The organism is Microbacterium testaceum (assembly GCF_001476285.1).
GTDB lineage: Bacteria > Actinomycetota > Actinomycetes > Actinomycetales > Microbacteriaceae > Microbacterium > Microbacterium testaceum_B.
In genome coordinates this window covers 1-14,334 of the sequence record NZ_LDRU01000044.1, presented here as the reverse complement: position 1 = coordinate 14,334, position 14,334 = coordinate 1, and the positions used below count along the sequence as shown (strand labels likewise).

13 protein-coding genes are annotated in these 14,334 nt (G+C 72.0%); 4 read left to right on the top strand and 9 right to left on the bottom strand.

Annotated features, from left to right (window positions below):
- Positions 1 to 24 precede the first annotated feature (24 nt).
- The 3 genes from hemL (at position 25) to cofD (ending at position 2,618) form a co-directional block, all read left to right on the top strand.
- Positions 25 to 1,365, top strand: coding sequence for a glutamate-1-semialdehyde 2,1-aminomutase (hemL, locus tag NS283_RS09010; protein ID WP_058596545.1), 1,341 nt, complete (start codon positions 25 to 27; stop codon positions 1,363 to 1,365).
- A gap of 80 nt (positions 1,366 to 1,445) precedes the next feature.
- A complete protein-coding gene (locus NS283_RS18885) occupies positions 1,446 to 1,616 on the top strand; it encodes a hypothetical protein (RefSeq protein WP_193752653.1) in 171 nt (56 codons plus the stop codon).
- Positions 1,617 to 1,652: 36 nt separating this feature from the next.
- A complete protein-coding gene (gene cofD / locus NS283_RS09005; protein ID WP_058596526.1) occupies positions 1,653 to 2,618 on the top strand; it encodes a 2-phospho-L-lactate transferase in 966 nt (321 codons plus the stop codon).
- Positions 2,619 to 2,841: 223 nt separating this feature from the next.
- On the opposite strand, the gene NS283_RS09000 is transcribed toward cofD, so the two are convergent.
- From NS283_RS09000 to cofG, 6 genes are all read right to left on the bottom strand, one after another.
- Positions 2,842 to 3,909: a CU044_5270 family protein gene (locus NS283_RS09000; RefSeq protein ID WP_058596525.1), complete on the bottom strand. Its 1,068-nt coding sequence runs from the start codon at positions 3,907 to 3,909 to the stop codon at positions 2,842 to 2,844.
- Positions 3,902 to 4,483 carry an RNA polymerase sigma factor gene (locus NS283_RS08995; RefSeq protein ID WP_241492220.1) on the bottom strand — a complete coding sequence of 194 codons (582 nt, stop codon included), beginning with the start codon at positions 4,481 to 4,483 and terminating at the stop codon, positions 3,902 to 3,904. Before NS283_RS08995 ends, NS283_RS09000 begins: the two co-directional genes overlap by 8 nt.
- 259 nt (positions 4,484 to 4,742) lie before the next feature.
- Positions 4,743 to 5,381, bottom strand: coding sequence for a 2-phospho-L-lactate guanylyltransferase (cofC, locus tag NS283_RS08990; RefSeq protein ID WP_058596543.1), 639 nt, complete (start codon positions 5,379 to 5,381; stop codon positions 4,743 to 4,745).
- A 244-nt stretch (positions 5,382 to 5,625) separates the two neighbouring features.
- Positions 5,626 to 6,636 carry a glucose-6-phosphate dehydrogenase (coenzyme-F420) gene (fgd, locus tag NS283_RS08985; protein WP_058596524.1) on the bottom strand — a complete coding sequence of 337 codons (1,011 nt, stop codon included), beginning with the start codon at positions 6,634 to 6,636 and terminating at the stop codon, positions 5,626 to 5,628.
- Positions 6,637 to 6,644: 8 nt separating this feature from the next.
- A complete protein-coding gene (locus NS283_RS08980; protein WP_058596523.1) occupies positions 6,645 to 8,162 on the bottom strand; it encodes a flavin-containing monooxygenase in 1,518 nt (505 codons plus the stop codon).
- The gene (cofG, locus tag NS283_RS08975; protein ID WP_153003317.1) at positions 8,159 to 10,645 is read right to left on the bottom strand and encodes a 7,8-didemethyl-8-hydroxy-5-deazariboflavin synthase CofG; all 2,487 of its coding nucleotides are present in this window, start codon (positions 10,643 to 10,645) and stop codon (positions 8,159 to 8,161) included. The genes NS283_RS08980 and cofG overlap by 4 nt, the downstream gene beginning before the upstream one ends.
- Positions 10,646 to 10,774: 129 nt before the next feature.
- On the opposite strand from cofG, the gene NS283_RS08970 reads away from it, so the two are divergent.
- A complete protein-coding gene (locus tag NS283_RS08970) occupies positions 10,775 to 11,173 on the top strand; it encodes a hypothetical protein (RefSeq protein ID WP_241492219.1) in 399 nt (132 codons plus the stop codon).
- 132 nt (positions 11,174 to 11,305) lie between these two features.
- Here NS283_RS08970 and NS283_RS08965 read toward each other — a convergent pair whose 3' ends face one another.
- Genes NS283_RS08965 through NS283_RS08955 form a run of 3 tightly spaced genes read right to left on the bottom strand, consistent with a single transcriptional unit; the run spans position 11,306 to position 14,253 of the window.
- Positions 11,306 to 12,124, bottom strand: coding sequence for a sulfite exporter TauE/SafE family protein (locus NS283_RS08965; protein ID WP_058596521.1), 819 nt, complete (start codon positions 12,122 to 12,124; stop codon positions 11,306 to 11,308).
- 51 nt (positions 12,125 to 12,175) lie between these two features.
- The gene (locus NS283_RS08960; protein ID WP_058596520.1) at positions 12,176 to 12,991 is read right to left on the bottom strand and encodes an ABC transporter permease; all 816 of its coding nucleotides are present in this window, start codon (positions 12,989 to 12,991) and stop codon (positions 12,176 to 12,178) included.
- Positions 12,988 to 14,253, bottom strand: coding sequence for an ABC transporter ATP-binding protein (locus NS283_RS08955; RefSeq protein ID WP_058596519.1), 1,266 nt, complete (start codon positions 14,251 to 14,253; stop codon positions 12,988 to 12,990). The genes NS283_RS08960 and NS283_RS08955 overlap by 4 nt, the downstream gene beginning before the upstream one ends.
- Between the last annotated feature and the right edge of the window lie 81 nt (positions 14,254 to 14,334).

Genomic DNA, 14,334 nt, shown 5'->3' with positions numbered 1-14,334 from the left:
CGCCCGCCCGGAAGAATGGAAGACATGACTGACCTCAACGACCAGTGGTTCGCGCGCGCCAAGGACGTCATCCCGGGCGGGGTGAACTCGCCCGTGCGGGCGTACGGCTCCGTCGGGGGGACGCCGCGGTTCGTGCAATCGGCGTCCGGGCCCCGGATCACGGATGCCGCGGGTCGCGAGTACGTCGACCTGGTCGCCTCGTGGGGCCCGGCGCTGTTGGGTCACGCGCGCCCCGAGGTCGTCGATGCGGTGCGGGAGGCGGCATCCCGGGGTCTGTCCTTCGGCGCGCCGACCGGAGCCGAGGTCGAGCTCGCCGACCTGATCGCGCACCGCGTGCAGGTCGGCGACCTGAAGCCCGTCGAGAAGGTTCGCCTGGTCTCGACGGGTACCGAGGCGACGATGACGGCGATCCGCCTCGCGCGCGGCGTCACCGGGCGCGACCTGCTCATCAAGTTCGCCGGGCACTACCACGGGCACTCCGACGGGCTCCTGGCCGCAGCCGGATCCGGTGTCGCCACGCTCGCGCTGCCCGGTTCGGCCGGGGTTCCCGCGCCGATCGCGGCGCAGACGCTCGTGCTGCCCTACAACGACCTCGACGCGGTGCGCGAGGCGTTCGCGGTGCACGGCGAGAACATCGCCGCGATCATCGTCGAGGCGGCATCCGCGAACATGGGTGTCGTCCCGCCGCTCCCGGGCTTCAACGCCGCGATCGCCGACATCGCGCACAGCCACGGCGCGATGCTCATCATGGACGAGGTGCTCACCGGCTTCCGCGTGCACCCCGCGGGCTTCTGGGGCCTGCAGGCGTCGCAGGGAGAGACCTACCTGCCCGACATCCTCACGTTCGGCAAGGTCGTCGGGGGAGGGATGCCGCTGGCCGCCCTGGGCGGTCGCGCCGAGGTCATGGACCACCTCGCGCCGCTCGGGCCGGTGTACCAGGCCGGGACGCTGTCGGGCAATCCGCTGTCGGTGGCCGCGGGCCTCGCGACGCTGCGGCTCGCGACGCCCGAGGTGTATGCGGCGGTCGACGCGTCGGCATCCCGCATCGCCGATGCCCTGGACGCCGCGTTGACGGCCGAGGGCGTCGTGCACGCCGTACCGCGCGCCGGTTCGCTGTTCGGCGTCGCGTTCCTGCCCGAGGTGCCGCGCGACTACGCCACGGCCCTCACGCAGCAGTCGTACCGGTACGCGCCGTTCTTCCACGCGATGCTGGATGCCGGCGTCTCGCTGCCCCCGAGCGTCTTCGAGGCGTGGTTCCTCACGGCCGCGCACGACGACGCGGCGCTCGAGCAGGTGCTCGACGCGCTGCCGGGTGCGGCGAAGGCAGCCGCGGAGGCGCTGGATCCGACGCTGCTGGCGCAATAGCGGCGATCTCATCCTCGCGGGGGAGGAACGTCGTCCTTTGTGCCGATGTGCCGGGGCCGCGATCTCGCGAGGCTGGAGGCATGCTTCTCGCCACAGCCCTTGTCGTCCTGTCGCTCGCGCTCGCGGTTGTGGCCGTGGCCGCCCTCGTGCTGTGGCGCCGCCCGGCGCTCGTGGTTCCGCGTCCGGCCGACGCTCGCCGACCGCGCCGTCGGCGTGCGACGTGGCGGCCGGTCGCGGCCGTGTCGCCCTGACGCTCGCACCCACCGCAGCGGTGGAAGACTGTCCTGATGGAGTCTTCCGTACCTCGCGTCGTCGTCCTCGCCGGTGGAGTCGGAGGGTCGAAGTTCACCCTCGGCGTCCGCGCCGCCCTTCGTCGGCTCGGAGCGCCCGAAGCCACGGTCGTCGTCAACACGGGTGACGACCTGTGGCTCTCGGGCGTCCGCCTGCAGCCCGATGTCGACTCGATCACCTACGCCCTCGCCGGCGTCAACGACACCCAGCGCGGGTGGGGCCGCGCGGGCGACACCGAGCGGGTCAACGAGGAACTGCAGGCGTGGGGCGCGGGGTGGCCGTGGTTCACGCTCGGCGACCTCGACCTCGGTACCCACCTCGCGCGCACCGGGTGGCTGCGCGAGGGGCTCACCCCGACCCAGGTGCTCGCGCGCATGGCGGAGCGCTGGCCGCTCGGCATCCGGCTCCTGCCCATGACCGACAGCGAGGTCGACACGCACGTTCTGCTCGAGGACGGGCGGCGTCTGCACTTCCAGGAGTGGTGGACGCGGCACCGCGCGCAACTGCCTCCGCGCGCGTTCGAGAACCCCGGGATCCCTGATGCCACGCCCGCCCCGGGTGTCGCGGAGGCGATCGCGCAGGCCGATGCGGTGCTCCTTGCGCCGTCGAACCCCGTCGTGTCGATCGGGCCGATCCTCGCCGTTCCCGGCATCCGGGACGCTCTTCGCGCGACGTCGGCGCGCGTTGTCGGGGTCTCTCCGATCATCAGCGGGCGGGTGGTGCGCGGGATGGCCGACGTGTGCCTCACGGCGATCGGCGTCGAGACGTCTGCGGCCGCGGTCGCTCGGCACTACGGCGCCCGGTCGGCGGGCGGAGTACTGGACGCGTGGCTGCTGGCCGAGGAAGACGCCGCCGCGGCGCCCGAGGTCGAGGCCGCCGGGATCCGTGCGGTCGTGGCACCCCTGTGGATGCGCGACGAGGAAACGTCCGCGACGATCGCGGAGGCGGCGCTCCGGGCCTGAGTCCGGGGCGCGCTTCCGGCCTCGATCGCGCGCAGAATCGGAGATGCGCACCGGATCCGGATGCCAAGAGCGATCTCATCCGAATCTGTAGCGCATCTCCGAATCTGCGTGCAGGGCTAGCGGGACCGGCGTTCCGGGAACGCGAGGGCGACGGCATCCGGTTCCCCCGTCAGGATCACCACGTGCGTCGGCGGCAGCAGGAGGTCGGCGGGGCCGATGCCGGTCATCCCTCGCACAGGCTCGTCCCCTCGGGCACCGCGTCGACCACCGTGGTGGTCACCGACGTGGAGCCGGTGGCCGTGCCCGCGGGCATGTCGGCGCCGGGGCGCAGGAGTACCTGCCGTTCGCCGATGAACTCCCCCGTCGCGGGGTCGATGATGATGTCCTGACGGAAGCCGTTCTCGCCCTCGTCGCGGCCGATCGCCGTGCCGGTCCGGCCGTTCAGGGTCGCCTGCTCCTCGGTGATCGTGACGCCGGGGATGAGCGCGGCGGTGTCGTAGAACACCGAGCGCAACTCCGCCGGCACGGTGCCCGAACGCAGCCGGTCGGCGAGCCACACGAGTGCCTCGCCGTCGCGCGAGGGACCGGCGTTGCCGTTCTCCTGGTAGATCCTTTCCAGCAACTGGTGAGGGTCGCGCGGAAGGTCGGCGGCCGAGTCGGCATCGAGCATCGTGATGGGGGCGCCGTATTCGGTCTTTCCCCCCGGGAACACCTGCCGCGCGTTGTCTTCCACACCGCCCGACTCGGCGGCGAACGTCTCGGAGCGGGGTCCGAATGTTTGGACGGGAACGCGCGCGCACCGCACCTCGATCCAATCGGCGGATCGGTCAGCCGGTACCCACAGTGCCCGCAGGTCTCGCTCGAGGAACGACGTGACGTCGCTCGCCTCGGTGGTGGTGTCGCGTTCGCGCGCCTCCTCTGTGTCCGCCTCCGTCGTTCCCGACGCCGCGTAGATGGCATCCGTCCGCACCTCGAGATACTGCCCCGGACCGACGACCGGGTCGACGACGTCGCGCGCGGCCGTAGCTGCTGCGCCGAGGACGGCGGCGGCGGCCGGATCGGCGCCGCCCGGAGCGCCCAGGGCTCCGCCGAAGACGAACACCCCGGTGAGGGCACAGGTCGCAGCGACCGCGGAGCCGACCCAGATCCACGGGCGGCGCGGACGTCGGGCCGGCGCCGTGGCGGGTGCCTCGATCGCGCGCAGCAGCGCCGCGCGGCCGCGGATCACGTCGTCCGGGGTGCGTTCGGGCACGTCGGCCCGGACGCGGTTCAACAGCGAGATCTCATCCACGGTGGTTCTCTCTTTCTCGGCGCGGTGCCGGGGTGACGTGCGGGGCGATGGCGGCGCGGACCTTCCGTCGCGCCCGACTGAGGCGCGAGCGGACGGTTCCGAGAGGGATGCCGAGGGCCTCGGCGATGCCGGCGTAGTCGAGGTCGCCGAAGGTGTGCAGGAGCAGCACGTCGCGGTCGCCGCGTGAGAGGTCGGCGAGCGCGGAGCCGAGGTGCGGCGCGAGGCTGTCGGCATCCATCCGCTCGTCGGCTGTCTCGATGTCGTCGACATGGACGCGGGCGATATCGGCAGCGTGCATCCCCCGCCAGGCGCGGGCCTCGAGCCGGGCGTGCTTCTGCATGAGCACGGTTGCGATGCCGAGCAGCCACGGGCGGGCGTCGAGACCGCCGGTGAAGGAGGCGCGGCGGTCGAAGGCGACGAGGAACGTCTCGGAGGTGATGTCTTCGGCGACGGCGGCCCCGAGGCGCCGACCGACGTACCTGTGAACGACGCGCTGGTGCCGGTCGTAGAGGTCGGCGAAGGCGGCCCCGTGTGTCAGGGACCGAACGATGATGTCGCCGTCGTGTGTGCTCACACTGGGTATTGTCCGATTCGCGGAATCAGTTCTCGGTTCGCCGAGATCCGATCGGCGCGACGCGGGTCGAGGGCTCACCGGAATCGGACGAACGCGGCCGAATCGGATGCCTCGGCTGCGCGCGCAGAATCGGAGATGAGCCGCGGATCCGGATGCCAAGAGCGATCTCATCCGGATCCGTTGCGCATCTCCGAATCTGCGGCAGGGCGAGCGGGTCTCGCGTGCCCGGGCCGCGTCCGGCGGAGGGCGATGCCGCGCGTCAGGCCGCGGCGGACGCCAGGACGGCCGCGGTGCGCGGGCCGACCCCGAGGGCGACCGCCTGCGCCAGCTGCGCTGCGGTGTCGACGTCGCGGCGGAGAGTCGACTCCCGCGGGACCGTGAGGTCGGTGCAGCCCAGAAGCCGGTGGCGTGCCGCGGAATCGGCGCCGAAGGCGGAGACCCACACCGCACCGGGACGGGCGGTGACGAGGGTGGAGCCGGTGCCCTCGGCATCCGGGACCAGTCCCCGTTCGACCTCGCCCGCGAGCATCAGCGCGGCATCGAGATCGCGCGACGTGAGCGCCGGCAGGTCGCCCAGGAGGGCCGCGCGCGGAGCGTTCACCCCCGCGGCGTCGGCGCCGGTGGCGATCGCCGCGTCGAGTCCGCGGACCTCGCCCTCGGCCAGGACGTCGACCGCGGGCCACTGCGCGACCTGCGTACGCACCTCGGCGTCGTCGGTCACCACGAGCACGCGCCGGACGCGGGCCGTGGCCGCGACCGCGGCGATCGTGTCGAGCGCGATCGCGCGAGCCAGGGCCTCGCGGTCCGCCGTCACGGCGGTCAGCCGCGTCTTGCCCAGGGCGGCGGGCTTGACCGGCACGACGACGGTCCAGCCGTCGTGGATCTCAGGAGTGCTCATCGGATCCATTGTGTGCCGAAGGTCGGACATCCGCGGACGGGGGTAGCGGTGCGCCGGTGATTCGTGCTGCGATTCCCGCCTTGCGCGGGCAGCCACCCGAATCTTCGCCTCGGCGTCGGCGCGCGGTCCCCGGGTGAGGCCGAGGAGCGTGCGCGGAATCGGAGCGACGTACCGGAATCGGATGCCGGGATCTCGTCGGTCCGATTCCTGCGCAACGCTCCGATTCCGGTGCGCGCGACCCGCCTCAGCCGAAACGCTTGCGCAGGCGCGGCAGGATCTCCTCGCCGTACGTGCGCAGGAACTCTTCCTGGTCGTGGCCCGGGTCGTGGAACACGAGGTGGCGGAAGCCGAGGTCGACGTACCGCGCGATGCGCTCGACGTGCTCGTCGGGGTCGGTCGAGACGATGAACCGGGATGCCGCCCGCTCGATCGGCAGCTCGTTCGCGAGACGCTGCATCTCGATGGGGTCGTGGACGCTCATCTTCTCTTCGGCGGTGAGGGCGAGCGGGGCCCAGAAACGCGTCTTCTCGAGCGCGGTGTCGTGGTCGGGGTGGTACGACACCTTCACCTCCATGAGGGTGTCGACGTCGTCGCGGGTGCGGCCGGCCTTGGCGAGACCGTCGTCGAGCGCGGGCAGGAGCTTCTCGGTGTACAGCTCGGGGTCTTTGCCGCTCGTGGTGATGTAGCCCTCGGCGATGCGTCCGGCCAGCCGCGTGGCCGCCGGCCCCGAGGCGCCGATGTAGATCGGCACCTTCTGCTCGGGGCGGTCGTAGATCGTGGCATCCTTCACCGAGTAGTAGGTGCCCTCGTAGGTGACCCGCTCGCCGGCCCACAGCTCGTTGATGATCGTGATGGCTTCCTTCAAGCGCTGGAAGCGCTCGGGCGCCTCGGGCCACTCGAGCCCGAGCGTCACCTCGTTGAGCGCTTCGCCCGTGCCCACGCCGAGCACGACGCGGCCGGGGTACATCACGCCCAGGGTCGCGAAGACCTGGGCGATGACGCCCGGGTGGTAGCGGAACGTGGGCGTCAGCACGCTCGTGCCGATGATCACGCGCTCGGTGCGCGCTCCGAGTGCGCCCAACCACGGGAGGGCGTTGGGGGCGTGGCCGCCGTCGTGCATCCACGGCTGCAGGTGGTCGGAGAGGAAGACGGAGTCGAAGCCCATCTCTTCGGCGAGCACGCCGAAGTCGAGGAGCTCGTTGGGCCCGAATTGTTCGCTCGAGGCCTTGTATCCGAATCGCAGGGGAACGCTCATGAACTCTCCTAGGGGCGTGGATGGGTGGGGGTCGCTTCGGCGGGCTCGGCTGACGGGGCGTGGACGGACGGGAGGAACTCCGACCCGTCGGTGCCGACGAGACGTTCGTGGAAAGCCTGCACCGTTCCGGGCCACAGCAGGGTCAACCGCCCGGACCGGTGATCCACGTACCAGTTGCGGCATCCGCCGGTCAGCCAGGGGGTGGATGCCGCGGCCGCGGCGATCTCGTCCGTGTACGCCGCTTCGGCCTCGGGGCGGACGCGCAGGGTCCGGTCGGGGCGGCGGTCGCGTTCGGCAAGCGCACGTACGACGTAGGACGCCTGCTCTTCGGCCATGAGGACCGCGGAGTTGTGGCCGAGGCTCGCGTTGGGACCGTTCAGCACGAAGAGATTCGGGAAGCCCGCGACCACGGTCGACCCGAACGAGGTCATGCCCTCGGACCAGTGCTCGGCGAGGGTGGCGCCGCCCGCCCGCACGAGGTCGGCGTAGGGCTGCCGGGTCGAGGCGAAGCCGGTCGCCAGGACGAGGATGTCGGCCTCGTACCGCTCACCGCTCGCAGCGGTGAGGGCGGAACCGTCGACCGCGGTCAGGGCGGTGGGCTCGAGGGTCACGGCATCCGACGCCACGGCCGGGTAGAACGCGTCGGACAGGAGCACGCGCTTGCAACCGAAGGCGTAGTCCGGTGTCAGCGCCGCGCGCAGGGCGGGGTCGGACACCTGGGCGTGCAGGTGGGAGAGCGCCATCTCGCGAGCGGCGGCGGATGCCGCGGCGTCGCCCGAGCGCGACGCGAAGCGTTCTTCTCCCTCGGCGTAGAGCTCGGCGCGCAGGCGAGCGAGGTCGCCGGGGTTCTCGGCGAGACGCTCGCGGTCCGCGAGGGGGATCTCACCGCCGCCGCGCGGGACGATCCACGCGGGGGTGCGCTGGAACAGCGTCACGTGCGCGGCGCGGCGGGCGAGTTCGGGGACGAGCTGCACCGCGCTGGCGCCGGTGCCGACGACGGCGACCCGCTTGCCGGTGAGGTCGACGTCATGGTCCCACCGGGCGGAGTGGAACAGGGGTCCGTCGAACGACTCGAGCCCATCGATCGCGGGGACGTGCGGCTCGGTCAAGCGGCCGCACGCGAGGACGAGGGAGCGGGCGACGAGCGGGTCAGCGCCGGTGTCGATGCGCCACACCGTGCCCGCGGCATCCCACTCCGCTCCGAGCATCGGCGTGCGCACACGCAGACGGTCGCCGAGTCGCTCGCGCGCCGCGACGTCGCGCAGGTACGTCTGGATCTCACCGCCCGGGGCGAACGTCCGCGACCAGTGCGGGTTCGGGTGCGCGGCGAGGCTGTAGAGGTGCGCGGGCACGTCGCACGCGACGCCGGGGTAGGTGTTGTCGCGCCAGGTGCCGCCGACGTCGTCGGCGCGCTCGAGCACGACGAAGTCGTCGCGGCCGGCTCGACGCAGGGCCCCCGCCATGGCGAGGCCGGCGAATCCGGCGCCGACGATCGCGACGTCGACGATGCGCTCGAGCGAGGTCACGCGGGTGCCACCCGGTAGTCGGTCGTCCGCTGCCGGAAGGGCCGCATGAGGCTGCGGGCGAGGCGCTCGGCCGCGGCGACCGGCAGCTCGAGCCCCTGCTCGATGCCCGTGTCGGGGAGCACGCGCCCGTCGTAGAGCGTCCCGCCGAGGTCGTCTCCGCCGGAACGCAGCAGCACGGCTGCGGTGTCGCGGCCGACGCGTGTCCACGGAATCTGCACGTGCGCGATGCTGCCCGAGAGCAGCAGCCGCGACACGGCGACCATCGCGCGGTGCTCGTCGACCGGGGCACGCCCCGCCACGAGCGGAACATCGCCCCCGGGAAGCGGGATGGGCACGAACTCGGCGAAACCGCGCGTCTCGGTCTGGATCTCGCGCAGGCGCCGCAGGTGCGCGATGCGCTCTTCGGCCGTTTCGACGTGGCCGTAGAACAGCACCGAGGTCGAGCGGAACCCGGCGCGGTGCGCGGCGGTGATCCCCTCGACCCAGCGGTCGATGTCGAGGTCGCCGGGCGCGACGAGGGCGCGCACGCGCTCGCTGAGGATCTTCACGCCCGTGCCGGGCACGGTGTCGACGCCCGCGTCGCGCATCGCGGCGAGAGCGCCGTCGAGCCCGAGTCCGCCGCGATCGGCGAGGTCGCGGACGTCCGCCGGGCGATAGGCGTGCACATGGATGCCGGGAGCCCCGCGCTTCGCGGCGCGCACGAGGTCGAGGTAGCCCGAGGGGTCTTCGTCGGGGCGCAGCGAGCCCTGGATGCAGATTTCGGTCGCGCCGAGGTCGGCGGCGTCGGCGGCGATGGCCGCCGCGTCGTCGAGATCGAACTCGCCCGCCGCCGCGCGACCTGCGCGCCGGAACCCCGTCGAGGTGAGGTTACGGTTCTGCACGAGCGTGATCGGCTCGCCCACGGTGTAGCGGCGGGCGTCGTCGGCGGTCGCGGCGAGGGTGTCGAGCTCGGCCCCGGTGGTGTGCAGCAGGCGGGTCCAGTCCGCGTCGTCGAGCGCGAGAGGGTCGGATGCCGCCCGCTCGGCGAGGCGCTTCACGCCGGGGTCGGCGCTTGCGGCGTCGGAGCTCGCGGCGCCGGAGCTCGTGGTGCTGGAGCTCGTGGTGCTGGAGCTCGTGGTGCCGGAGCTCGCGGCGTGGTGAGCGGAGGACGAGGGACGAGCGGAGGACGGGAGGTCGGCGTCGGGTCCTCCGCTCGTCCCTGATCCTCCCTCCGGCACCGCGCGCGGGACCACCGGCACCGCGCGCGGGATCACGTCGGTCGCGAGCCCCGCGGCGTCCGCCAGGGCCCGCACGGGCGCGTGAAGGGCCGGGTCGATCCAGTGGGCGGCATCCTGGACGAACTCGGGATGCGCGGTGAGGCGTTCGCGCAGCGTGTAGCCGTGGGCGGCGGTCTGCGCCGCGAGATCGTCGATCTGCGGCCAGGGACGCTCGGGGTTGACGTGGTCGGCCGTTAGCGGCGAGACCCCGCCCCAGTCGTCGATGCCCGCCGCGATCAGGGCGCCGAGCTCGCGCGGGTCGGACAGGTTCGGCGGCACCTGGATGCGCATGTCGGGTCCGAAGACGAGTCGCGCGACGGCGACCGTGGCGAGGTACTCGTGCATGTCGGCATCCGGGGCGCCCTGCATGGCGGTGCGCGGCTTCGCGCGGAAGTTCTGCACGATCACCTCTTGCACGTGGCCGTGCCGGTCGTCGAGGTCGCGCAGGGCGATGAGCGACTCGGCACGGTCGCGCACCGCCTCTCCGATGCCGACGAGGATGCCCGTCGTGAACGGGATGCCGGCGGCCCCCGCGTCGTCGATCACGCGCAGACGCAGGTCGGGGTCTTTGTCGGGCGAGCCGTAGTGCACCTGCCCGGGCTCCTCGTAGAGGCGGCGCGACGTGGTCTCGAGCATCATGCCCATCGACGGTGACACCGGACGCAGCGTCGACAGCTCGTCGGGGTGCATGACGCCGGGGTTGGCATGCACGAGCATGCCCGTCTCGGCGGTGATGAGCCGCGCGATGTGGGCCACGTAGTCGATCGTGGACGCGAAGCCGTGCTCGTCGAGCCACGCGCGGGCTTCGGGCCAGCGTTCCTCGGGGCGGTCGCCGAGGGTGAGGAGCGCCTCTTTGCAGCCGAGCGCCTGCCCCTGTCGCACGACCGTGAGCACCTGCTCGGGGCTCATGTACGTGGGCTTGCGCAGCAGGTTCAGCTGGCCGGGGGTGTCGACGAAGACGCAGTAGTGGCACCGGTCGCGGCAGAGCGTCGTGAGCGGGACGAACACCTTGCGTGAGTACGTCAGCACCCCGGGGCGCCCGGCGAGCGCCAGGCCGTCGTCGCGCAGTGCTCCGGCGACGCCGAACAACGCGTCGAGAGGGGCGTGCAACAGCTGTTCGGTCTCATCGACGTCGGGGCGGTGACCGCCCTGGACCCGCGCGAGGAGATCGTCGATCGATGTGCCTCGGGCCGGTGCGACTCGCGGCGCAACACTGCCCGTACTCATCGCTCCAGGCTATCCCTCGCCTCCGACATCCGGGCCGGGAACGGCGCCGACCCGGATGCGCGACCGGAAACACGATCGTTGCGCTCTCGTAAGGTCGTGGCTCCGTCGCCCCCGGGGAGGGCTGGCAGGATGGATGCCATGGTGACCCTGCTGCTCGACTCGACGCAGCTCGAAGTCGTGCTGTCGCCGACCGAGCGCGCGCTCTCGTTCCGCAAGAACAACATCGTGGTGCCCCGCGAGCACATCGATCGCGTGCAGTTGACCGACGACGCGTGGACGTGGCTCCGCGGCGTGCCGAACCCGGGCATCAACCTTCCCGTCGCCGTGGGCGCGGGTACGTGGAAGTCGGCGGGCGGCAACGACTTCGTCATCATCCGGGGCCGCAAGCCCAGCGTGGTGGTCGACCTGACGGGTCACGACGAGTTCGAGCGGCTCGTCCTCACCACCAAGCACGGCGTGGCCCTGCTCAAGGCGCTGCGTCTCGACGTGGCATCCGAACCCGAAGACGTGGCCGACATCGTCGCCTGAGATCTCGCGGGTTCCGCTCGCTCCCGTGCGTCGCCAGCGGGTTGAGTGTCCAAAACACACGGACGATTTTCTGAGACGTCCGGGTTTCTTGGACAGTCAGCGAGGGTGAGGGCGAGCGGCAGGGCAACGCGCTCAGGACGTGAACTGGACCACCGTGTCCCACGCGAGCTTCACGATGAGGATCGACAGCGTCACGAGGAACACGATCCGCACGAAGCCACTGCCGCGGCGGGTCGCCATGTGCGCGCCGATGAACCCGCCCGTGACGTTCATCGCGGCCATCGCGAGGCCGAGGACCAGCAGGATCTCGCCGTGCACGCCGTACACCGCGAGGGCCGCGAGGTTGGTGGTGAGGTTGGCGATCTTGGCGTTGACGCTCGCCTGCAGGAAGCCGTAGCCCAGCACGCCGACGATGAGGATCACGAAGAACGACCCGGTGCCCGGACCCAGGATGCCGTCATAGAAACCGACCAGCAGACCGATCGCCCCCGCACGCCACGCGACGGCCGCGGCGCGGTCGTGACGGGGCTCGTGCTCGAGGCCCATTCTGGGCTTCAGGAGCGTGTAGAGCGCCACGGCGATGACGGCGACGAGGACGATCGGGGTGAGCACCTCGCGCGGGACGTATCGTGACAGCGCCGCGCCGAGCGTGGACCCGGCGTAGGCACCCACGACGAGGGGGATCAGCAGCACGAGCTGCACCCTGATCTTGCGCAGGTACACCCAGCTCGCCGAGAGGGTGCCGAAGAACGACGACAGCTTGTTCGTGCCGAGGATGAACGGGGTCGCGACGTCTTTCGGCACCGCGATGACGAGGGCCGGCAGCTGGATCAGGCCGCCGCCGCCTACGACAGCGTCGACCCATCCGGCCACGCCCGCGGCGATCAGCAGGACGACGAGGGCGGCCACCGAGACGGGAAGCCACTCGGCGATCACCGGTCCATCGAGCACGGTTGATTCTCGCCGACGCGGGAAGCCGCGCCAAATGCGCTGTGCGCCGGGTCAGTCGACGTCGCGACGCCAGGTCGTGAACAGGCCGATCACGAGGAACACGACCGCGTAGGCCAGGAGCACGAGGCCGCCGACCCACCAGTCGAGGGATCCGGAGCCGCCGGACGACATGGCGCCGAAGATCGTCTTGCCCACGAGGGCGTCGCTCGCGGCGCTCGGGAACCACTTCACGACCTCGCTGAAGCCCGACACCAGTCCGCCCAGGGTGCGCACGATCGGCTCGATGAAGAGCGTGACGGCGAGCACGATGACGATCGCGGCCACCTGGTTGCGCACGACGGTTCCGACGCCGATACCGACCACCGCCCACAGGGCGAAGGCGAGCAGCATGCGGCCGACGAGCGTCCAAGTGTCGGACGAACCCAGCTCGGCGTCGACGCCGAAGATGCTGAGCACGCCCGCGCCCGCCGCGATCGCGGCGGCGGATCCGAGGATGCCGTAGAGCAGGCCGACCACGATGCCGACGAAGAACTTCCCCCCGAGGACGATCCCACGGCGCGGTGTGGCGAGGAATGTCGGGGTGAGCGTCTTGTGCCGGAACTCGGTGGTGACCATGAGGGTGCCCACGAGCAGCGGGAAGACGTAGCCGACCCCGCTCGCCGAGCTGTAGACGAGACCCGCGAGGCCCTCGGTCTGCGGCGCGGGGCCGTTGCCGGTCAGCCGGCCGGAAGCCACGCCGCCGAAGACGAGGGCGAGGACGCCCGCGGTGAAGGCGACGTAGACCACGAGCACGATCGCGAGCACCCACCACCCGGCGGTGGAAAACTGCTTCGTGTACTCGGAACGCGTGGCGGCGACGAGGCTCATCGGGACACCTCCGTGCTGTCGGTAGCTGCGCCTTCCGGGGCGGTGCCTCCGTCTTGTGCGTGGGTGGGCGGTACCACGTCGATGACACCCGTGGATGCCACCGAGTACGACGGTCTCGGCTCTTCGTGCCGTGACTCCTCGGACGGCGACTCCACCCGGGCCTCGCGAGCGGGCGCCGGGATCGTGACCAGGTCGGTCGAGGGTGCCGGTTCCGCTGCGGCGACGTCGTCGACGGGCGCCGCCGCGGGGTCGACCGGGGCCGCCGCGGGCGCCGGGGTCACGGCATCCGGGACCGGCGTCGCGGCATCCGGCAGCACGGGATCGGGGGTCGGTGCCGCGGCCGTCGTGCCTCCCGCGCTCGCGTGGACGCGCACGCCGCTGACGAGCTCGAGGAAGATGTCTTCGAGGCTCGCGCCCTTGCTCTGCAGGTGCGACAGGGCGATGCCGGCGCCGGCGGCGAGAGCGCCGATCTCGACGGGCTCGAGGTGGCGGATCGTGAAGCCGTTGCGCAGCAACTGGTACGGGATGCCGCGCTCGTCGAGCAGCGCCGACAGCGCCGCGCGGTCCGGGGCGTCGACGACCGTGGCGTACTCGTCGGGGTCGGCGAGGTCTTCGACACCGCCCTGGAAGACCAGGCGGCCGTGGGAGATGATCAGCAGCGCGTCGACGGTCTGCTGCACCTCGGCCAGGAGGTGCGACGAGATGAGGACGGTGCGTCCCTCTTCGGCGAGGTGGCGGAGCAGGGAGCGCATCCACCGGATGCCCTCGGGGTCGAGGCCGTTCGTGGGCTCGTCGAGCACGAGGACGCCCGGGTCGCCGAGGAGGGCCGTCGCGAGGCCCAGGCGTTGGCGCATGCCGAGCGAGAAGCCGCCCACGCGGCGTCCGGCGACGTCGGCGAGGCCGACCAGGCCCAGCACCTCGTCGATGCGCGACGTCGGGAGCGACGCGGCGCGCGCGTACACCTTGAGGTGGTTCGCGGCGGAGCGACCGGGGTGGAAGCTCGACGCCTCGAGCGCCGCGCCCACCGTCTGCAGGGGCGAGGCGAGGTCGGCGTAGCGCTTGCCGCCGATCGTGGCGGTGCCCGAGGTGGGTCGCACGAGTCCGAGCAGCATGCGCAGCGACGTGGTCTTTCCGGCGCCGTTCGGCCCCAGGAAGCCGGTGACGAGGCCGGGCTCGACGCGCGCGTCGAGGGAGTCCACGGCTGACACCGCGCCGAACCGTTTGGTCAGGCCAGCGAGTTCGAGCACCTGTCCCTCGGGCATGCGGCCCCTTTCTGTCGGCGGGCGTTCTGCCCATCTTCCCCGATCCGGGGGCGAAAACGCACCTCCGGGTGAGCGGGCGGG